We start from the raw sequence: 18,927 nt of genomic DNA on the forward strand, positions 1-18,927 counted from the left end.
GCATCACTTTCCGGTTGTGCAAGTGGAAAGTGGTGGTCGGGTCGGGGGTTCGGCTACCGCGGGGTAGTGACGTGATCTAGGTTACGGAGGCAACCCCTCCGGGCCCGCGACCGAGGGCACGGCCCCGAGAAAGCAGGTACGCACGCAATGCCGATCAACCACGACGCCTCCTTCATCGAGCGCATGCCGCGCAACGTGGCGGTCCAGTTCCTCGACCGCGTCGAGCAGTCCGGTGACCGCGAGGCCTACCGCTTCCCGAACGCCGGCGACGACGGCTGGGACTCCGTCACGTGGCGCCAGGTGGGCGACCGCGTCAACCGCATGGCCGCCGGCCTGCTCTCGCTCGGGCTCGGGGCCGAGGAGCGGGTGGGCATCGCGTCGGCGACCCGCTACGAGTGGGTGCTCGCCGACCTCGCCGTCATGTGTGCCGGCGGCGCCACCACCACCGTCTACCCGACCACCAACGCGGACGACACGGCGTACATCGTGGCCGACGCCGAGTGCCAGGTCGTCTTCGCCGAGGACGACGAGCAGGTCGCGAAGCTGCGGGCCCACCGCGAGCAGATCCCCAGCGTCTCCAAGGTCGTCACCTTCGCGGGCACGACGGACGGCGACTGGGTCATCGGGCTGGACGACCTGGCCGTGCTCGGCGACGCCCTGCTGGCCGAGACGCCCGACGCCGTGCGGAAGGTCGCGGACTCGATCGAGCCCGAGGCCCTCGCCACCCTCATCTACACCTCCGGCACCACGGGCCGCCCCAAGGGCGTGCGCCTGCAGCACCGGGCGTGGGTCTACGAGGGCGAGGCGATCCGCAGCCAGGGCATCCTCGACGAGACCGACCTGCAGTTCCTGTGGCTGCCCATGGCGCACTCGTTCGGCAAGGTGCTGCTGAGCACGCAGCTGGCCTGCGGCTTCGCCACCGCGATCGACGGCCGCGTGGAGCGCATCGTCGACAACCTGGGCGTCGTCAAGCCGACGTTCATGGGCGCCGCGCCGCGCATCTTCGAGAAGGCGCACGGCAAGATCGTCACCATGCAGGCCGCCGAGGGCGGGGCCAAGGAGAAGATCTTCAAGAAGGCGTTCGAGGTCGGCCTCGAGGTCGAGCGCCGCAAGCGCGACGGTCGCTCCGTGCCGGTGGGCATGAAGGTGCAGCACCGCCTGTTCGACCGGCTCGTCTTCTCGAAGGTGCGGGACCGCTTCGGCGGCCGGGTGCGCTTCTTCATCTCGGGCTCGGCCGCGCTCAACAGCGAGGTGGCGGAGTGGTTCAACGCCGCCGGCATCCTCGTGCTCGAGGGCTACGGCCTCACCGAGACCGCGGCGGGCGCGTTCGTCAACCACCCCGAGCAGAACAAGTTCGGCACCGTGGGCCACGTCTTCCCGGGCGGCGAGGTCAAGATCGCCGAGGACGGCGAGGTCCTGATCAAGGGCCCGAACGTCATGCAGGGCTACCACAACCTGCCCGACAAGACGGCCGAGGCGCTGGACGCCGACGGCTGGCTGCACACCGGCGACATCGGCGAGCTCGACCAAGACGGGTTCCTCAAGATCACCGACCGCAAGAAGGACCTGTTCAAGACCTCCGGCGGCAAGTACATCGCGCCGTCGGCGATCGAGTCGCAGTTCAAGGCGCTGTGCCCCTACGCCAGCCAGTTCCTCGTCGTCGGCAACAACCGCAACTACGTGGTCGCCCTCATCACCCTCGACCCCGACCAGGTCGACGGCTGGGCCGCGCAGAACGGGATGGAGGGCAAGCCGTACGCCGAGGTGGTCCGCTCCGAGGGGATGCAGCAGCTGGTCGCGGGGTACGTCGAGCAGCTCAACGCCCGCCTCAACCGCTGGGAGACGGTCAAGCGCTACGAGGTGCTCGACCACGACCTGACGATCGAGGCCGGCGAGCTCACGCCGTCGCTCAAGGTCAAGCGCCCGGTCGTGGAGGCCAACAACAAGAGCGTCATCGAGGGTCTCTACACCTCCTGACGTCCAGGACAGGGCGTCCACAGGGCGCCCACAGCACCGCGGGATCGGATGGGTGTCGGCGAACGCGCCGGCACCCATCCGCCTTTCCCGAGGAGCCCCGATGACCCCCGCCCCGCACGGCCCCCACGACCACGACGAGCACCGCGAGGGCCTCGCCCACGACCTGCCCGTCATGCAGGACGCCGGCATGGTCGGGCGTCGGATGGCCCGCCGCGGCGTGCTTGGCCTGCTCGGCGGCATCAGCGCCGTCGCCCTCGTCGGGTGCGGGGGCGAGGCGGCGACCTCGGGCTCGTCCGCGTCGGGCGCCGCGAGCAGCGCTGCCGGCGCCGGTACGGCGGGTGGCCCCGGCGGCGCCCCGCCGGCGGGCGGGGCGGGTGGCGGGGGAGGAGGCGTCAGCCAGGAGGGCCTGGACGACGGCGACATCCCCGAGGAGACGAACGGTCCCTACCCGGCGGACGGCAGCAACGGGGTGAACGTGCTCACCGCGTCGGGCATCGTGCGCGAGGACATCACCACGAGCTTCGGCGACGCCTCCGGGGTGGCCGAGGGCGTGCCGCTGCGCATCGAGCTGACGGTCTACGACAACGGCGCCGACGGCATCACGCCGTACGAGGGGGCAGCCGTCTACCTGTGGCACTGCGACCGTGACGGGAACTACTCGCTCTACTCCTCGGGCATCGAGGGCGAGAACTACCTGCGCGGGGTGCAGGTCGCGGCGGCCGACGGCTCGCTCGCCTTCACCAGCATCTTCCCGGCGACGTACGCCGGTCGGTGGCCCCACCTGCACTTCGAGGTCTACCCGACCGTCGACGACGCCACGAGCGCGAGCGGCAAGCTGCGCACCTCCCAGATCGCCTTCCCGGCGGACGTCTGCGAGGAGGTGTACGGCACCGCGGAGGGCTACGAGTCCAGCGTGCGCAACTTCGCCGAGGTCAGCCTCGACACCGACAACGTGTTCTCCGACGGCCACTCGCTGCAGATGGCCACGCTGACCGGTTCCGTCGACGAGGGCTACGTGCTGCGCCTCAACGTGCCCGTCTGAGCACGCTCTGGGACACTGGGCGGATGCCCTCCACCCCTCCGCCCGGCGACCCGGTCCCCGCCGACGGCGCCCTGCCGGCGTCGGCGCTCGCGGGCCTGGGGGAGCGCAGCCTCGCGTTCTACGTCCACGTCCCGTTCTGCCGGGTGCGGTGCGGCTACTGCGACTTCAACACCTACACCGCGACCGAGCTCGGCGGCCCCTCCGCCCCGCCCGGGGCGTCGCGCACGACGTACGCCGACGCGGCCGTCGCCGAGGTGCGCCTGGCCCGGCGGGTGCTCGGGGACGTCGATCGTCCGGTCGACACCGTCTTCTTCGGCGGCGGGACGCCGACGCTGCTGCCGCCCGAGCACCTGGTGCGGGTGCTGCGCGCGGTCGAGGACGAGTTCGGGCTGGCGCCGGGCGCCGAGGTGACCACGGAGGCCAACCCCGACTCGGTCTCGCGGGCCGACCTCGACGTGCTGCGGGCCGGCGGCTTCACCCGGCTGTCCTTCGGTGTGCAGTCGGTCGTGCCCCACGTGCTCCAGGTGCTGGAGCGCACCCACGACCCCGCCCGTGTCCCCGGCGTGGTGGCGGACGCCCGCGCCGCGGGCTTCGACGAGATCAGCCTCGACCTCATCTACGGCACGGCGGGGGAGTCGCTCGCCGACTGGCGCGCCAGCCTCGACGCGGCGCTGGCGTGCTCGCCGGACCACGTGTCGGCGTACTCGCTCATCGTGGAGGAGGGCACGGCGCTGGCCCGCCGCGTGCGGCGCGGCGAGGTCGCAGCGCCCGACGAGGACGACCTGGCCGACAAGTACCACCTCGCCGACGAGGTGCTCACCGCCGGCGGGCTCGGCTGGTACGAGGTGTCGAACTGGTCGCGCCCCGGCAGCGAGTGCCGCCACAACCTGGCCTACTGGCGCAGCGACGACTGGTGGGGCGTGGGCCCCGGGGCGCACTCCCACGTCGGGGGCGTGCGCTGGTGGAACGTGCGCCACCCCGCGCCGTACGCCGAGCTGCTGGCCGCGGGCCGCTCGCCCGGCCACGAGCGCGAGCTGCTCGACGACGAGGTACGACGCGTCGAGCGCGTGCTGCTCGAGACCCGGCTGCGCGAGGGCCTGACGCTCGACGTGCTCGACGACGACGGCCGCGCGGCGCTGCCCGACCTCGTGCGGCGCGGGCTGGTCGAGGCGGGTCCGCTCGACGGCGGTGCCGCGGGTCGGGTGGTGCTCACCCGCGAGGGCCGGCTGCTGGCCGACGGCGTCGTGCGCGACCTGCTCGGCTGAGCCAGCGCGACGGTGCGCCTCAGCGGATGAGGCGCAGGGTGAGCGGGTAGCGGTACTGCTCGCCGGCCCCGGCGCGCACCGACGCCATGATGACGACGACCAGGACGGCGAGCAGCGCGACGAAGTAGAGCGGGACCAGCAGCAGGGCCCCGAGTCCGAGGGTCACGACGACGAAGACGAACCCCACGACCGTCGCGGCCACGCTGTAGAGGAGCAGCGACAACTGGAAGTTCAGCGACTCCACCGCGTGCTGGCGCGTGAAGGGCGAGCGGCCGCGCACCAGCAGCACGATCAGCGGCGCGATGAACCCGAACGCGAACCACGCCGTGACGAGCGCGCCGAGGTGGGCCGTGACGGCCCACGCGCGGTCCTCCGACGACGAGGGCGGCTGGCCCGGTCCGTACCCGCCCGGCTGGCCGTACCCCTGGCCGTACCCCTGGCCGTACCCCTGGCCGTAGCCCTGGCCGTGGGGCGCCTGCCCCCAGCCCTGCTGGCCCTGGTCGGGCTGCCCCGGCTGCCACGGCTGGCCGGGGGCGCCCCATCCCGGGGACGGGTCCTGGCCGTAGGGGCCGCCGGGCTGGTCGCCGTAGGTGCTCACGGGGGTCTCCTGGTGCTACGCGTCGGGGGCGGTCACGAAGTCGATCAGCTCCTCGACCCGGCCCAGCAGGGCCGGCTCGAGGTCGGCGTAGGACTCCACCCGCCCGAGGATGTGCTTCCAGGCCCGCGCGATGTCGGTCTGGTTGCGGTGGGGCCACCCCAGATGCTGGCACACCCCGTGCTTCCACTCCACCGACCGCGGGATGGTCGGCCAGGCGGTGAGGCCGACGCGCTCGGGCTTGACGGCCTGCCAGACGTCGACGAAGGGGTGGCCGACGATGAGCACGTGCTTCCCGACGGCCGAGCGGGCGATGCCGTCGGCGATGCGGCTCTCCTTCGAGCCGCGCACGAGGTGGTCGACGAGCACGCCCACGCGGCGGCCCGGGCCCGGCTCGAACCCGACGAGGTGGTCGGCGAGGTCGTCGACGCCCCCCAGGTACTCCACCACCACGCCCTCGACGCGCAGGTCGTCACCCCACACCTTCTCGACGAGCTCCGCGTCGTGGCGGCCCTCGACGAAGATGCGGGAGGCGCGGGCGACCCGGGCCGGCGCGTCCGGCACCGCGATCGAGCCCGACGCCGTGCGGCTGGGGCGGCGCGGCGCCGCGACCCGGACCGGGGCGGTGAGGATGACCGGGCGGCCCTCGAGGAGGAAGCCGGGACCGAGCGGGAAGGTGCGCCGCTTGCCGCGCCGGTCCTCCAGCGTGACGGTGTCGAGGTCGCGGTCGACGGTCACGATCTCGCCGCACCAGTCGGTCGTGACCTCCTCGACGACCAGGCCGACGTCGGCGGGGTGCTCCGTGGCCCGGCCGCGCTTGGGCGCGCGCCAGTCGCCGGAGAGGACGTCGGATCCGTAGCGGTCGTGCGGGGTCACGTCCCCACGCTAGGGCGCGGGACCGACCGTCCTCGCCAGGCACGCCGCCGGAGCACGCCGCCGGAGCACGCCGCGGGGGTCAGACCAGCGGCAGCCGTCGTGCCCCGGGCGGCAGGTGGGCGTAGCCGAGGCGCACGGCCGCGACGAGCGCGTCGGCGGGGAAGGGCCAGCGCCCCTCTGCGAGCGCCCGGTCGGCCGGGACGCCGGCGGCCGCGAGGTCGCTCACCTGGCCGGCCACCTCCGCGACGGCCGCCTGCTGGGCGTGCACGAACGCGCGGTCCACGACCGGGCCGTGGCCGGCGACCACGGTGCTGGCCGGGGTGAGGAGCCCGATCACGAGCTCCAGGCTGCCCGGCCACTCCAGCGGCCAGGAGTCGTCGCCGTACGCCGGCACCGCGTCGGCCGGGTCGTCGGCGGCCTCGACGACGTCGCCCGCGACGAGGACGTCGACGTCGGGCACCCGCACGCAGAGGTCCCCGCCGGTGTGGCCGCGACCGGGGTGGACGACCTCGAGGACCCGGTCCCCGAGGTCGAGCGCCCGCGCGCCGGAGAGCGTGAGGGTGGGGAGCACGAGGCGGCTGCTCGTCACGGCGCTGCGCAGGGCCGGGGGAGCGTCGTACGCCGCCACCTGCGCGGGGACGCTGGTCGCCATGCGGGCCGCTGCGTCCTCGTGGGCGACGACGTCCGCGTCGGGCCAGGCGTCCAGCAGCGGCGCGGTGCCGAGCACGTGGTCGAGGTGGTCGTGGGTGGCGACGACGGCGAGGAGCGGCAGGGCGGGGGCGAGCCGGCGCACGGCGTCGCGCAGCTGCTCGCCGACGGTCTCCGCGGCGTGGGTGTCGACGACCACGACGCCGCGCTCGCCGGCGACGACGGTGACGATGGCGTCGAACCAGGGGTGGCGGGCGACCCAGACCCGGTCGGCGACCTCGGTCGGGTCGGGCAGGACGGTGTCGCGGGCCATGCCCGTGAGGTTAGGCCAGCGGGCGGGTCGGCGGGCGGGTCGGCGGGCGGGTCGGCGGGCGGGTCGGCGGGCGAGTCAGCAGAGGCCGGCGTGCAGGTGGGTGCGCAGCGCCTCGGCGAGGTCGTCCGGGGTGCGGGCGGGAGTGTCGAAGGTGACCGGGCGGCGGTGCGCCCCGTCGGCGTCGACCCACCGGACCTCCACGCCGGTGGGCGAGAGGTCGGCGAGGGCGGCGCCGGCCAGGTACGGCGCGGGCGTGCCGGTGCACAGGGAGACGGCCTGGCGCAGCTCGGCGTCGTGGCACTCGTTGACGTGCTCGGTGCACCGGCGCAGGTAGCCGCGGTTGAGCGCGTGGGTGGGGCTGCGGAAGAGGGCGGTGGGCACCCGGTACTGCCGCGTGGAGCCGTCCGCGTGCGTGCGGATGAGCATGATGATGGTGGGGTCGATGGCGACGGCCTGCAGCGACGGGTCGCAGCAGGGCCGCGGGCTCGCCAGCTTGCCGGCCAGCACGACCGACTCGGTGGTGCCGTCGTCCTCGACCACGCCGGAGATGATGCGCAGCAGCGCCTTCTGGTGGGCGGTCGCGGCGCGCTCGACGACCGAGCCGGTGCGGCACACCAGGGTGGGGACGCCGCCCCGGTCCTGCAGGCCCAGGTCGTCACCGCCGAAGAGGTGCTCGGTGCCCTTGATGACCATGCTGGCCGCCGCCGGGCAGGACAGGGCGCTGCGGGCGCGCGCGGCGAGCTGGTCGGGATCGGCCGAGGCGAGCAAGGGGAGCACAGGACCTCCTGGATGACTAAGGCAAGCCTAACCTACCGCTCACCGGCCCCGGGTCAAGTGGTTCCCGTGGAGTGGGACGGGGCGGAGTACCATTGGCACTCGCGCCGGTGGAGTGCCAGGACCCCGAGGGTCTCGGCCACCGGTGGACGCCACGCGGGAGGAGCAGGGATGGTCGAGGAGCGTCGGCTCGCCGTGCTGCGGGCCATCGTGGAGGACTACGTGTCGACCGAGGAGCCGGTCGGCTCGAAGGCCCTCGTCGAACGGCACGGGCTGGGGGTCTCCCCGGCGACCGTGCGCAACGACATGGCCGTGCTGGAGGAGGAGGGGCTGATCCACCAGCCTCACACGAGCGCCGGCCGCATCCCCACCGACAAGGGCTACCGCCTGTTCGTGGACCGGCTCGGCACGGTCAAGCCGCTCACGGCGGCCGAGAAGCGGGCCATCTCCACCTTCCTCGAGGGTGCGGTGGACGTGGACGACGTCGTGCGCCGCAGCGTGCGGCTGCTGGCCCAGCTGACCCGCCAGGTGGCCGTGGTGCAGTACCCGATCCTCAGCCAGAGCACCGTGCGGCACGTCGAGGTGGTCGCCCTGGCGCCGCACCGCCTGCTCGTCGTCCTCATCCTGTCGAGCGGGCGGGTGGAGCAGCGCCTCGTCGAGCTCGACCGGGACCTCGACGAGGCCCAGGTCGGTGACCTGCGTTCCCAGGTCAACCGCGCGGTCGTGGGCCAGCGGCTCGGTGTCGCCGCCGACGCGCTGGCCCGGCTGCGCACCGACGAGGCCCCGGCCGACGGCCCGACGAGCGAGGTCGTCGGGGTGCTCGTCGACGCGCTGTCGGACCACTCGTCCGACCAGCGCGTCGTGGTGGGCGGCACGGCCAACCTGGCGCGCTTCGGCGACGGCTTCGACACCGTGCTGCGCCCCATGCTCGAGGCGCTGGAGGAGCAGGTCGTGCTCCTGCGGCTGCTGGGCGAGGCCACGACCGGCGGCGCCGTGACGGTGCGCATCGGCGCGGAGGGCCCCGTGGAGGAGCTCGCGGGCACGAGCGTCGTCACGACGGGGTACGGCGCGGGTGCCGACATGCTCTCCGCGCTCGGCATCGTGGGCCCCACCCGCATGGACTACCCGGGCACCATGGCCGCCGTGCGCGCGGTCGCCCGCTACATGTCGCGCATCCTCGACGAGAACAACAACGCCTGACCGGGGCGCCGATCGACGGCGCCCCCACCCGCCCGACCCGCCCGACCTGCCCCACCTGCACGGAAGCGATGGATAGGACACACGTGAGCCAGGACCTGTACGAGCTGCTCGGCGTCGACCGCGACGCCGACGCCGACGCCATCAAGAAGGCGTACCGGCGTCTGGCCCGCCAGCTGCACCCGGACGTCAACCCCGACCCCGAGACCCAGGAGCGGTTCAAGGAGGTCAGCGCGGCCTACGAGGTGCTGTCGGACCCGCAGAAGCGGGCGGCCTACGACCGCGGCGGCGACCCGTTCGGCGGCGCCGGGTTCGGCGGCGCGGGCCAGGGCTTCTCGTTCACCGACATCATGGACGCCTTCTTCGGCGGCGGGGGCCCGGGCCAGCCCGGCGGGGGCGGGGCGGGCCGCGGCCCGCGACCGCGGATGCGGCGCGGCCAGGACGCGCTCATCCGCCTCGACGTCGAGCTCGCCGAGGCCGCCTTCGGCGTCACCCGCGAGCTCAAGGTCGACACCGCGGTGGTCTGCGAGACCTGCCACGGCGACGGCGCGGCCCCCGGCAGCAGCCCGCAGACCTGCACGACGTGCCGCGGTGCGGGGGAGGTCGCGCACGTGCAGCGCTCGTTCCTCGGCGAGATCCGCACCCTGCGTCCCTGCGCCGCGTGCCGCGGCTTCGGCTCGGTCATCCCCGACCCCTGCCGCACCTGCTCGGGCGAGGGCCGGGTGCGCTCGCGCCGCGACCTCACCGTCAAGATCCCCGCGGGCGTCGACAACGGCACCCGCGTGCAGCTGGCCGAGCAGGGCGAGGTCGGCCCGGGAGGCGGTCCCGCCGGTGACCTGTACGTCGAGATCCGGGTCGCCGAGCACGAGCTGTTCCTGCGCCAGGGCAACGACCTGCACTGCACCGTGACCGTCCCGATGACCGCCGCCGCGCTCGGCGCCGACGTCACCCTGCCGCTGCTCGAGGCCGACCTCGTGGAGGACGGCGCGGAGACCGAGCTGGAGACCGAGCTGCGCCTGGAGATCAAGCCGGGCACGCAGTCGGGCACCGAGCAGGTGCTGCGCGGGCGGGGCGTCCCCGGCCTGCGGGGTGCCGGGCGCGGGGACCTCGTGGTCACCATCGCGGTCGCGACGCCGCAGAAGCTCGACGGGCGCCAGGAGGCGCTGCTGCGCGAGCTCGCCGAGCTGCGGGGCGAGGAGGCGACCGACGGCCAGGTCCAGGTGCACCGCCGCGGGGGCGTCTTCGGCCGCTTCCGCGACAAGTTCCACACCCACTGAGGCCCGCGGTGTCGCTGCCGGTCCACCTGCACCCCGACCTGGGCGGGGCCCGACCCGGGTCCCTCGTCCGCGTCGAGGGCGACGAGGCCCACCACGCCGTCGCGGTGCGCCGGCTCGCCGTGGGGGAGCAGGTGCGTCTCGTCGACGGGGCCGGGCGGGCCGTGACCGGCGTCGTCACGGCGACGGCGAAGCGCGCGCTGGAGGTCGAGGTCGCCGACGTCGCCGACGTACCCGCCCCCGTGCCCGCCGTGACGGTCGTGCAGGCGCTGCCCAAGGGTGACCGGGGCGAGCTGGCCGTCGAGGTGCTCACCGAGGTGGGCGTCGAGCGGATCGTCCCGTGGGCGGCGGCGCGCAGCGTGGCCGTCTGGCGCGGCGAGCGCGCGACCAAGGCGCACGCGCGGTGGTCGGCCACGGCGCGGGAGGCCGCCAAGCAGTCCCGGCGCGCGTGGTTCCCCGAGGTCGCGCCGCTGGCGTCGACCGCCGAGGCGGCGGCGTTCCTCGCCGGCCTCGACGTGGTGCTGGTGCTCCACGAGGCGGCGACCACGCCGCTGGCCTCGGTCCCGCTGTCGGGCGAGGTGCGCTCGCTGGGCCTCGTCGTCGGTCCCGAGGGCGGGCTCACCGACGAGGAGGTCGCGGCGTTCGAGGCGGCCGGCGCCACGACCGTGCGGCTGGGTGACGAGGTGCTGCGCACCTCGACCGCCGGGGTCGTGGCGGTCGCGGCGCTCCTGGCCCGCACCGCCCGCTGGGCCTGACCGCCCGCCGGGCCTGCCCCGCGGGGTCAGCCGACGACGATGGTGCGCGTGTCGGTGGCCGGGCCGGAGCCCTCCTCGCCGCCGCTCGCGTCGTCGGTCATCGCGACGAACGTGTAGGTGCCGGGGGCCAGCGTGCTGAGGTCGACCTCGACGGTCCACGGGTCCAGGCGCTCGTCGGTGGACGAGCCCTCGTGCGTGGTGAAGCCCTCCAGCACCACCTCGGAGCCGGAGCGGACCTCCCACCGGACGTTGTTCTCGGGCGAGCTCGCACGCCCGGTCGCGGTCATCGACCCCGACACGGTGGTGCCCTCGGCGGGGTCGGTGATGTTGACGAGCGCGAGCGTCTCGAGCTCGGGCGAGGTGCTGACGGGGTTGGTGCCGGGCAGTCCGACGGCGTCCCCGCCCGACTCGCCGAGGAAGCGCACGGGCAGCACCCGGCCGGCCGCCGCCTGCAGCGTGTAGACGACCTGCTGCACCGCCAGCTCGGCGTCGTCGCCGGGCACCGGGCCGCTGACGGTGGCGACGATCTCGCCGTCCGCCTCCTGCGCCGCGGTGACCCACCCGTCGACGTACGACGTGTAGTCCGGGTCCGAGGGCGGGCTGGAGAGCAGCGTGACCGCCGAGGCGAGGGCGTCGTCGCCCTGGCCGGCGTGGAACTCGCGCACCAGGCCCGCGCGGTCCCCCTCGAGCACGTAGTAGACCGGCACGGCCCCGGTGCCCGCCCCGCCCGTGCCGCCGCCCGTGCCGCCCTCGTCGTCGCTCGGCGTGGTCGTCGCCGTCGCCGAGCTGGTGGGGGTCGACGGGCTCGCTCCCGGGTCGGTGGCGCCGTCGTCCGCGCCGTCGTCGCCGCAGGCGGCCAGCGTCAGGGCCAGCACCGCGCCGACGGCGAGCGGGGCGGTCGTGCGGCGGGCGGGGGTGCGGCGAGCGGTCATGCGATTCCTCCCAGGGTCGGGCGCCGACGGTCGTCCTCGCGAGGCGGCCGGGTGCAGTTGCTCCTGTGACGGTAGTGGCTCCTGCGACGAGGGGCGAGCAGCCCGGCCGGCGCTAGGTTGGCGTCATGAGCGCCGACTGCCTGTTCTGCAAGATCGTCGCCGGCGACGTGCCGGCCACCGTGGTGCACGAGACGCCGACGACGCTGGCGTTCCGGGACATCGCCCCGGTCGCCCCGACCCACGTGCTCGTCGTGCCCCGCAGCCACCACCCGGACGCGGCGTCGCTCGCGGCGGCCGAGCCGCGCACCGCCGCTGACCTGCTCACCAGCGCGGCCGCCGTGGCGCAGGCCGACGACCTCGACGGCTACCGCCTCGTGTTCAACACGGGCGCCGACGCGGGCCAGACCGTCTTCCACGCGCACCTGCACGTGCTCGGCGGGGAGCGGATGGGCTGGCCCTCCTGAGCCCGTCCGGCGCCGGAAACGGCTCGCCGGGGGGTGGGGGCGGCGGCGTACGATGGAGGGGTTCGTCCCGCCGTCCCGCCGCACCAGAAGGGGAGCCCTCCCGGGCATCCATGACTGACTCCGACAGCGCACCGCAGCTCGCATCGCCGACCGCCGCCAAGCACACGGTCACGGTGCCCAACAGCATCGACATGGTGAGCCTCCTGGGCGCCGGCGACGAGCACCTCGGTGCGATCGAGCAGGCCTTCGGGGCCCGCGTCCACGTGCGGGGCAACCGCATCACGCTGATGGGGGAGCCGGCCGAGATCGCCCTCGCCGAGCGCCTCCTGGGCGAGCTGGTGGCGCTCATCCGCACCGGTCAGGGCGTCAGCAGCGAGACGGTCGAGCGGGTCATCGGCATGCTGCGCACCGAGACCGAGGAGCGGCCGGCCGACGTGCTGAGCCTCAACATCCTCTCCAACCGCGGCCGCACGATCCGCCCGAAGACGCTCAACCAGAAGCGCTACGTCGACGCGATCGACACCCACACCATCACCTTCGGGATCGGCCCCGCCGGCACCGGCAAGACCTACCTGGCGATGGCCAAGGCCGTGCAGGCGCTGCAGGCCAAGGAGGTCACCCGCATCATCCTGACCCGCCCGGCCGTCGAGGCCGGCGAGCGCCTGGGCTACCTGCCGGGCACGCTGAGCGAGAAGATCGACCCCTACCTGCGCCCGCTGTACGACGCGCTGCACGACATGATGGACCCGGAGTCGATCCCCAAGCTGATGGCGGCCGGCACGATCGAGGTCGCCCCGCTCGCGTTCATGCGCGGACGCACCCTCAACGACGCGTTCATCATCCTCGACGAGGCGCAGAACACGACGCCCGAGCAGATGAAGATGTTCCTCACCCGCCTCGGGTTCGGCTCGCGCATCGTCGTCACCGGCGACACCAGCCAGACCGACCTGCCGGGTGGCACGCGCTCCGGCCTGCGGGTGGTCGAGGGCATCCTCGAAGGCGTCGAGGACGTCTCGTTCAACCGCCTGACCAGCAGCGACGTGGTGCGCCACCGCCTGGTGGCCCGCATCGTCGCCGCCTACGACGCGTACGACGCCGGCGAGGCCTCCGGCACCCCGGAGCCCACCGGCCCCCGCCGCACCACGCGGGGAGGACGTCCCTCGTGACGATCGAGATCATCGACGAGTCCGGCACCGACCTCGTCGAGCCGGAGCACCTCGCCCGGCTGGCCCGCTTCGTCATGGACGAGATGCGGGTGCACCCGGAGGCGGAGCTCTGCCTGAAGGCCGTCGACGAGGACACCATCGCCGAGCTCAACGAGCAGTGGATGGGCAAGGAGGGGCCGACCGACGTCCTCGCCTTCCCCATGGACGAGCTGCGCCCCGGGCTCGCGGACGAGGAGCCCGAGGAGGGCGTGCTCGGCGACCTCGTGCTGAGCCCCGCCGTCGCGGCGGCCCAGGGCGCCACGGCGGGCCACGGCACGCTGGCGGAGATCGAGCTGCTGACGGTGCACGGGATCCTCCACCTGCTCGGCTACGACCACGCCGAGCCGGAGGAGCACGCGGAGATGTTCGGGCTGCAGGACACCCTGCTGGCCCGCTGGCGCAGCCGGTCCTGAGAGGATCGGCGCCCATGAGCGACCTCTGGGTGCTGGTCTCGGCCGGCGGCCTCGTCGTCGTGGCCGGCCTGATCGCCGCGGCCGACGCGGCACTGTCCGGTTTCTCCCGCGCGCGCGCCGAGGAGCTGGCCGCCGAGGGGCGCACCGGCGCGACGTACCTGCTGCGGGTGCTCGACGACCCGCCGCGCTACCTCAACTCCCTCATCCTGCTGCGCCTGCTCGCCGAGGTCGCCGCCATCGTGCTCGTCACGCTGCAGGTCGACGAGGCGGTGCGCAGCTGGTGGGGGAGCGTGCTGCTGACCGTCGCGATCATGCTGGTGGTGTCGTTCGTCGCCATCGGCGTCGCGCCGCGGACGCTGGGCCGCCAGCACCCCGACCGGGTGGCGCTCGGCTCGGCGGCGCCGGTGTGGGCGCTCACCCGCCTGCTCGGCCCGCTGCCCCGCCTGCTGATCCTGGTCGGCAACGCCCTGACCCCGGGCCGGGGGTTCCGCGAGGGCCCGTTCTCGTCCGAGACCGAGCTGCGCGAGCTCGTCGACCTGGCGGAGGCCAGCGCCGTCATCGAGTCGGGCGAGCGCAAGATGATCCACTCGGTCTTCGAGTTCGGCGACACCATCGCCCGCGAGGTCATGGTGCCCCGCCCCGACGTGGTGTTCGTCGAGCGGCACCGCAACCTGCGCCAGACCATGTCGCTGTTCCTGCGCAGCGGCTACTCCCGCATGCCGGTGGTCGGCGAGAACCTCGACGAGGTGCTGGGCTTCGCCTACCTCAAGGACGTCGCGCGCCTCGACTTCGAGGACCGCGAGGGCGACGCCGACATCACCGAGCGCATCGAGACCCACATGCGTCCCGCGCACCACGTGCCCGACTCCAAGTCGGTCGCGTCGCTGCTGGCGGAGATGCAGGCCTCGCGCCAGCACATCGCGGTCGTCGTGGACGAGTACGGCGGCACCGCCGGCATCGTCACCATCGAGGACGTCCTCGAGGAGATCGTGGGCGAGATCGCCGACGAGCACGACGTGGACGAGGTCGACGTCGAGCGGATCGGGGACGACGCCTGGCGCGTCTCCTCCCGCTTCCCCGTCGACCACCTCGACGACCTGTTCCCGGGCTTCGACGTGGAGGAGGAGGACGTCGACAGCGTCGGCGGCCTCATGGCCAAGCACCTGGGGCTCGTGCCCATCCCCGGCTCGACCGTCGAGGCGCACGGCCTCGGGTTCCGTGCCGAGGGCGTGCGCGGGCGGCGCAACAAGATCAGCACCGTGGTCGTCACCCGCCTGGGGGCCGACGGCGACGAGGAGGAGGCACCGTGAGCGACCCCGTGAGCGACCCCGTGAGCGACCTGTCCGCGGAGGACCGCAAGCTCGTCACCCTGGCCCGCGCGACGCGGGCCCGCACCGGGGCCCGCGAGGGTGCCGCGGTGCGCGACCAGGACGGCCGCACCTACGCCGCCGCCACGGTCGACCTGCCGTCGTTGCGCGTCAGCGCGCTCGGCGTGTGCGTCGCCATGGCCGTCGCGTCGGGGGCCCGCTCGCTCGAGGCCGCCGTCGTGCTCGGCGACGCCGGTGCGGTGGCCGACGCCGACCTGGCGGCCGTCCGCGACCTCGCGGGCACCGGCGTACCCGTGCACGTGGGGGACCCCCGCGGCACCGTCGCGACCACCGTCGCGACCTGAGCCGACCCGCGGGGGTGCGGCGCGTGGCGGAGGCCACGCCGAACTGGTTGTAGATCACAACATCATCGACCAAAGTCGGTACGCCGCCGCCCGGAGCCGGGTCTAGGGTCGACCGGGTGAACACGGTCGGCACGCAGGCGCACGAGGCGGCCACCCGGGCGCTGCTGGCGTCGTACGCCGCGATCCCCGCCGGGTCCCCGGTGCGGCTGGCGAAGCGCACCTCGAACCTCTTCCGCACCCGCACGGCGACCACCGCGCCCGGTCTCGACGTCGCCGGCCTCGACGGCGTGGTCGCGGTCGACCCCGTCGCCCGGACGGCCGACGTGCAGGGCATGTGCACCTACGAGGACCTCGTGGACGCCACCCTCGCCCACGGTCTCGTGCCCCTGGTGGTGCCGCAGCTGCGCACCATCACCCTGGGCGGCGCGGTCACGGGCCTGGGCATCGAGTCGACGTCGTTCCGCAACGGCCTGCCGCACGAGAGCGTGCTCGAGATGGACGTGCTGACCGGCGCCGGCGAGATCGTCACCGCCCGCCCCACGGGCGAGCACGCCGACCTGTTCGACGCCTTCCCCAACTCCTACGGCTCGCTGGGCTACGCCACCCGACTGCGCATCGAGCTGGAGCCCGTGCCGGCGTACGTCGCGCTGCGGCACGTGCGGTTCGACGACGCGGCCGCGCTGGTCGGCGCCGTCGCGACGATCGTGGCCGACGGCGCCTGGGAGGGGGAGCGGGTCGACGGCCTCGACGGCACCGCGTTCAGCCCCGACGAGCTCTACCTGACGCTGGCCCGCTGGACCGACGACGCCGCGGGGCAGCGCCCCTCGACGTACGTCGACGAGGTCTACTACCGCTCGGTCCAGCAGCGCACCAGCGACCTGCTGACGGTCGAGGACTACCTCTGGCGCTGGGACACCGACTGGTTCTGGTGCTCCGGCGCGTTCGGGCTGCAGGACCCGCGGGTGCGCCGCCTCTGGCCGCGCTCGAAGCGCCGCTCGGACGTCTACCACCGCCTGGTCGGCCTCGACACCCGCTTCGGCATCGTCGCCACGCTCGACCGGCTGCAGCGTCGCCCGCAGCGCGAGCGCGTCGTGCAGGACGTCGAGGTACCGCTCGAGCGGCTCGGTGAGTTCCTCACCTGGTTCGACGAGCACGTCGGCATGCGCCCCGTGTGGCTGTGCCCCCTGCGGCTGCGCGAGCCGGACGGTCCGGGCAGCGCCCGCACGTGGTCGTCGTACCCCCTCGAGCCGGGCACGACCTACGTCAACGCCGGGTTCTGGGGCACCGTCGCGGTCGGGCCGCAGGCGCCGGACGCGCCGACGAACCGGGCCATCGAGGCGCGGGTGCACGAGCTCGACGGCCACAAGTCCCTCTACTCCGAGGCGTTCTACGACCCCGAGACGTTCGACCGGCTCTACGACGGCGCCAACCTGGCGCGCGTCAAGGAGCGCTACGACCCGCAGCAGCGGCTGTCGACCCTCTACGAGAAAGCGGTGCGGAGGCAGTGACCCAGGACATCGGCAAGGACGGCAACAACGGCAGGACCATCACGATCGGCGACGCCATCGGCACGCTGATGAAGCACGGCATGCCCGTGCGGTTCACGGCGTACGACGGCTCCTCGGCCGGCCCGGCGGACGCGGCGGTGGGGCTCCACCTGCGCAACGAGCGCGGCCTGTCCTACATCCTCACCGCGCCCGGCGACCTCGGCATCGCCCGCGCGTACGTGATGGGCGACCTCGAGGTCTCCGGCGTGCACCCCGGCAACCCGTACGACGGGCTCGTGCTGCTGCTGAGCCAGCTGTCGTTCCGCCGGCCGAGCGCGGGCGAGGCCCTCCGCCTGCTGCGCGGTCTCGGGCTGGGCCACCTCAAGCCGCCGCCGGTGCCGCCGCAGGAACACCTGCCCCGCTGGCGCCGGGCGGTCGAGGGCCTGCGGCACTCGCTGACCCGCGACGCCGAGGTCATCGGCCACCACTACGACGTGTCGAACCGGTTCTACGAGCTCGTGCTCGGCCCGTCGATGGCCTACACGTGCGCGCTGTTCGAGACCGAGGACGCGACGCTCGAGCAGGCGCAGGCCGCCAAGTTCGACCTCGTGGCCCGCAAGCTCGACCTGCAGCCCGGTCAGCGGCTCCTCGACGTCGGCTGCGGCTGGGGCGGCATGGTCATGCACGCCGCGCGGGAGTACGGCGTGAAGGCGCTCGGCGTCACCCTCAGCCTCGAGCAGGCGTCGTGGGCGAAGGCGGCGATCGACGCCGCGGGGCTCTCCGACCTGGCCGAGGTGCGCCACCTCGACTACCGCGACGTGATGGACGACGGGTTCGACGCCGTCAGCTCCATCGGGCTGACCGAGCACATCGGGGTGCGCAACTACCCGGCGTACTTCGCGTTCCTGCGCGACCGCCTGCGGCCCGAGGGCCGCCTGCTCAACCACTCGATCACCCGCGCCCACAACCTGCCGACGCGCACGGGGGCGTTCATCGACCGCTACGTGTTCCCCGACGGCGAGCTGACCGGCTCGGGTCGCATGGTGATGGACGCCCAGGACGCCGGTCTCGAGGTGCAGCACACGGAGAACCTGCGGATGCACTACGCGCGCACCCTGCAGGGCTGGTCGGAGAACCTGGAGCGCAACTGGGACGACGCCGTCGCCGAGGTCGGCGAGGGCACCGCGAAGGTGTGGGGCATCTACATGACCGGCTCCCGCATCGCCTTCGAGCGCAACGAGATCCAGCTCCACCAGGTGCTGGCGACCCGCACCGACGACCGCGGCGTCAGCGGGTACCCGCTGCGGCACACGTTCGGCGCGTGAGGTGAGCGCAGCCGGGACGACCGGGACAGCCGGGACAGCCGGGGCGGCCGGGGCGGTGCACGTCGAGCGCGGCGGCCCCGGCACCCTGCGGGCCGCGGCGGAGGTGCTCGCCGCGGCGTTCGCCGACGACCCCGCGGTCGCGCGGCTCGTGCCGCCCGACGCCCGTCGGCGCCACGCCCGGTTGGTGGCGCTGTTCGCCGGCGACCTGCGCTCGGTGGGTCGCGACGGGGTCGACGTGGCCCGGCGCGGACCCGGCGGCGAGGTGCTCGGGGCGGCGGTCTGGGGCACCCCGGCGGGCGATGAGCCCGCGTGGCGGCACCCGCTCGTCGCGCTGCGCGCCGCGGCCGCGCTGCGGCTCCGGGGCCTGCGGGCCGCCCGGCGCTACGACCGCGTCGTCGCCGCGCACCTGCCGCCCGGGCCGTGCTTCCACCTGCACGACATCGGCGCGGCCCCGTCGGCGCGGGGTCTGGGCGTCGGGCGGGCGCTGCTCGCCCGCCGCCTCGCGGACGTCGACGCCGCGGGCCTCCCCGCGTTCCTCGAGGCCACCACCCCGGCCAGCCGCCGGCTCTACGAGCGCCACGGGTTCGTCGCCGTCGGCGCGATCACCGACCCGGTCGCCGCCGGCGCCGTGCCGATGCTGCGCCCGCCGCAGCCGCCCCCCGCGTGAGGCGGAGCCGCGGACGTGCGCCGGGGCGGGCGCGCGCCGTACCCTG

At 74.3% G+C, this 18,927-nt stretch carries 19 protein-coding genes; 14 read left to right on the top strand and 5 right to left on the bottom strand.

Features of this window, described 5'->3' with window-relative positions; genetic code table 11:
• The first annotated feature begins 147 nt into the window (after positions 1-147).
• The 3 genes from INN71_RS04940 to hemW all read left to right on the top strand — a co-directional run bounded on the left by INN71_RS04940 (position 148) and on the right by hemW (position 4,284).
• Entirely contained in the window at positions 148-1,977 is a 1,830-nt protein-coding gene (locus INN71_RS04940) for a long-chain fatty acid--CoA ligase (protein WP_277498504.1), read from the top strand.
• Between the two features lie 100 nt (positions 1,978-2,077).
• Positions 2,078-3,019, top strand: coding sequence for a 3,4-dioxygenase subunit beta (locus INN71_RS04945; RefSeq protein ID WP_277498503.1), 942 nt, complete (start codon positions 2,078-2,080; stop codon positions 3,017-3,019).
• A 23-nt stretch (positions 3,020-3,042) separates the two neighbouring features.
• Positions 3,043-4,284 carry a radical SAM family heme chaperone HemW gene (gene hemW / locus INN71_RS04950; protein ID WP_277498502.1) on the top strand — a complete coding sequence of 414 codons (1,242 nt, stop codon included), beginning with the start codon at positions 3,043-3,045 and terminating at the stop codon, positions 4,282-4,284.
• 19 nt (positions 4,285-4,303) lie between these two features.
• Here hemW and INN71_RS04955 read toward each other — a convergent pair whose 3' ends face one another.
• From INN71_RS04955 to INN71_RS04970, 4 genes are all read right to left on the bottom strand, one after another.
• A complete protein-coding gene (locus INN71_RS04955) occupies positions 4,304-4,882 on the bottom strand; it encodes a DUF4870 domain-containing protein (RefSeq protein ID WP_277498501.1) in 579 nt (192 codons plus the stop codon).
• A 15-nt stretch (positions 4,883-4,897) separates the two neighbouring features.
• Positions 4,898-5,755 (bottom strand): DUF3097 domain-containing protein, encoded by an 858-nt coding sequence (locus INN71_RS04960; RefSeq protein ID WP_277498499.1) that lies wholly within the window; start codon positions 5,753-5,755, stop codon positions 4,898-4,900.
• 79 nt (positions 5,756-5,834) lie between these two features.
• Positions 5,835-6,716 carry an MBL fold metallo-hydrolase gene (locus INN71_RS04965; RefSeq protein ID WP_277498497.1) on the bottom strand — a complete coding sequence of 294 codons (882 nt, stop codon included), beginning with the start codon at positions 6,714-6,716 and terminating at the stop codon, positions 5,835-5,837.
• A 75-nt stretch (positions 6,717-6,791) separates the two neighbouring features.
• Positions 6,792-7,493, bottom strand: a complete 702-nt coding sequence (locus INN71_RS04970; RefSeq protein ID WP_277498495.1) for a hypothetical protein — start codon at positions 7,491-7,493, stop codon at positions 6,792-6,794.
• 168 nt (positions 7,494-7,661) lie between these two features.
• Between INN71_RS04970 and hrcA the strand changes: the two genes are divergently transcribed.
• The 3 genes from hrcA (at position 7,662) to INN71_RS04985 (ending at position 10,716) form a co-directional block, all read left to right on the top strand.
• Positions 7,662-8,690: a heat-inducible transcriptional repressor HrcA gene (hrcA, locus tag INN71_RS04975; protein ID WP_277498492.1), complete on the top strand. Its 1,029-nt coding sequence runs from the start codon at positions 7,662-7,664 to the stop codon at positions 8,688-8,690.
• Positions 8,691-8,773: 83 nt separating this feature from the next.
• A complete protein-coding gene (gene dnaJ / locus INN71_RS04980) occupies positions 8,774-9,964 on the top strand; it encodes a molecular chaperone DnaJ (protein WP_277498490.1) in 1,191 nt (396 codons plus the stop codon).
• 8 nt (positions 9,965-9,972) lie between these two features.
• Complete coding sequence (locus INN71_RS04985; protein ID WP_277498489.1) at positions 9,973-10,716, top strand: 16S rRNA (uracil(1498)-N(3))-methyltransferase; 744 nt, start codon at positions 9,973-9,975, stop codon at positions 10,714-10,716.
• A gap of 26 nt (positions 10,717-10,742) precedes the next feature.
• On the opposite strand, the gene INN71_RS04990 is transcribed toward INN71_RS04985, so the two are convergent.
• Positions 10,743-11,648, bottom strand: a complete 906-nt coding sequence (locus tag INN71_RS04990) for a Gmad2 immunoglobulin-like domain-containing protein (protein ID WP_277498488.1) — start codon at positions 11,646-11,648, stop codon at positions 10,743-10,745.
• Positions 11,649-11,773: 125 nt separating this feature from the next.
• On the opposite strand from INN71_RS04990, the gene INN71_RS04995 reads away from it, so the two are divergent.
• The 8 genes from INN71_RS04995 (at position 11,774) to INN71_RS05030 (ending at position 18,881) form a co-directional block, all read left to right on the top strand.
• Positions 11,774-12,112, top strand: a complete 339-nt coding sequence (locus INN71_RS04995) for a histidine triad nucleotide-binding protein (protein WP_277498487.1) — start codon at positions 11,774-11,776, stop codon at positions 12,110-12,112.
• A gap of 110 nt (positions 12,113-12,222) precedes the next feature.
• A complete protein-coding gene (locus INN71_RS05000; protein WP_277498486.1) occupies positions 12,223-13,278 on the top strand; it encodes a PhoH family protein in 1,056 nt (351 codons plus the stop codon).
• Entirely contained in the window at positions 13,275-13,730 is a 456-nt protein-coding gene (gene ybeY, locus INN71_RS05005; protein ID WP_277498485.1) for an rRNA maturation RNase YbeY, read from the top strand. Before INN71_RS05000 ends, ybeY begins: the two co-directional genes overlap by 4 nt.
• 14 nt (positions 13,731-13,744) lie before the next feature.
• Positions 13,745-15,040, top strand: a complete 1,296-nt coding sequence (locus INN71_RS05010) for a hemolysin family protein (RefSeq protein ID WP_277498484.1) — start codon at positions 13,745-13,747, stop codon at positions 15,038-15,040.
• Entirely contained in the window at positions 15,037-15,402 is a 366-nt protein-coding gene (locus tag INN71_RS05015; RefSeq protein WP_277498483.1) for a cytidine deaminase, read from the top strand. Before INN71_RS05010 ends, INN71_RS05015 begins: the two co-directional genes overlap by 4 nt.
• Positions 15,403-15,518: 116 nt before the next feature.
• Entirely contained in the window at positions 15,519-16,910 is a 1,392-nt protein-coding gene (locus INN71_RS05020) for an FAD-binding oxidoreductase (RefSeq protein WP_277498482.1), read from the top strand.
• A complete protein-coding gene (locus INN71_RS05025) occupies positions 16,907-18,214 on the top strand; it encodes a class I SAM-dependent methyltransferase (RefSeq protein ID WP_346812815.1) in 1,308 nt (435 codons plus the stop codon). Before INN71_RS05020 ends, INN71_RS05025 begins: the two co-directional genes overlap by 4 nt.
• 1 nt (position 18,215) lies before the next feature.
• Positions 18,216-18,881 carry an N-acetyltransferase gene (locus INN71_RS05030; RefSeq protein WP_301799772.1) on the top strand — a complete coding sequence of 222 codons (666 nt, stop codon included), beginning with the start codon at positions 18,216-18,218 and terminating at the stop codon, positions 18,879-18,881.
• Positions 18,882-18,927: the final 46 nt, after the last annotated feature.

The sequence above is a fragment of the Nocardioides sp. ChNu-153 genome (genome assembly GCF_030466625.1).
GTDB lineage: Bacteria > Actinomycetota > Actinomycetes > Propionibacteriales > Nocardioidaceae > Nocardioides.

Bases quoted from the DNA above. Each gene is read 5' to 3' on its own strand.
- INN71_RS04995 (WP_277498487.1), top strand. From the start codon at position 11,774: ATGAGCGCCGACTGCCTGTTCTGCAAGATCGTCGCCGGCGACGTGCCG.
- INN71_RS04990 (WP_277498488.1), bottom strand. From the start codon at position 11,648: ATGACCGCTCGCCGCACCCCCGCCCGCCGCACGACCGCCCCGCTCGCC.
- INN71_RS05010 (WP_277498484.1), top strand. From the start codon at position 13,745: ATGAGCGACCTCTGGGTGCTGGTCTCGGCCGGCGGCCTCGTCGTCGTG.
- INN71_RS04940 (WP_277498504.1), top strand. From the start codon at position 148: ATGCCGATCAACCACGACGCCTCCTTCATCGAGCGCATGCCGCGCAAC.
- INN71_RS05000 (WP_277498486.1), top strand. From the start codon at position 12,223: ATGACTGACTCCGACAGCGCACCGCAGCTCGCATCGCCGACCGCCGCC.
- hrcA (WP_277498492.1), top strand. From the start codon at position 7,662: ATGGTCGAGGAGCGTCGGCTCGCCGTGCTGCGGGCCATCGTGGAGGAC.
- INN71_RS04945 (WP_277498503.1), top strand. From the start codon at position 2,078: ATGACCCCCGCCCCGCACGGCCCCCACGACCACGACGAGCACCGCGAG.
- hemW (WP_277498502.1), top strand. From the start codon at position 3,043: ATGCCCTCCACCCCTCCGCCCGGCGACCCGGTCCCCGCCGACGGCGCC.
- INN71_RS04965 (WP_277498497.1), bottom strand. From the start codon at position 6,716: ATGGCCCGCGACACCGTCCTGCCCGACCCGACCGAGGTCGCCGACCGG.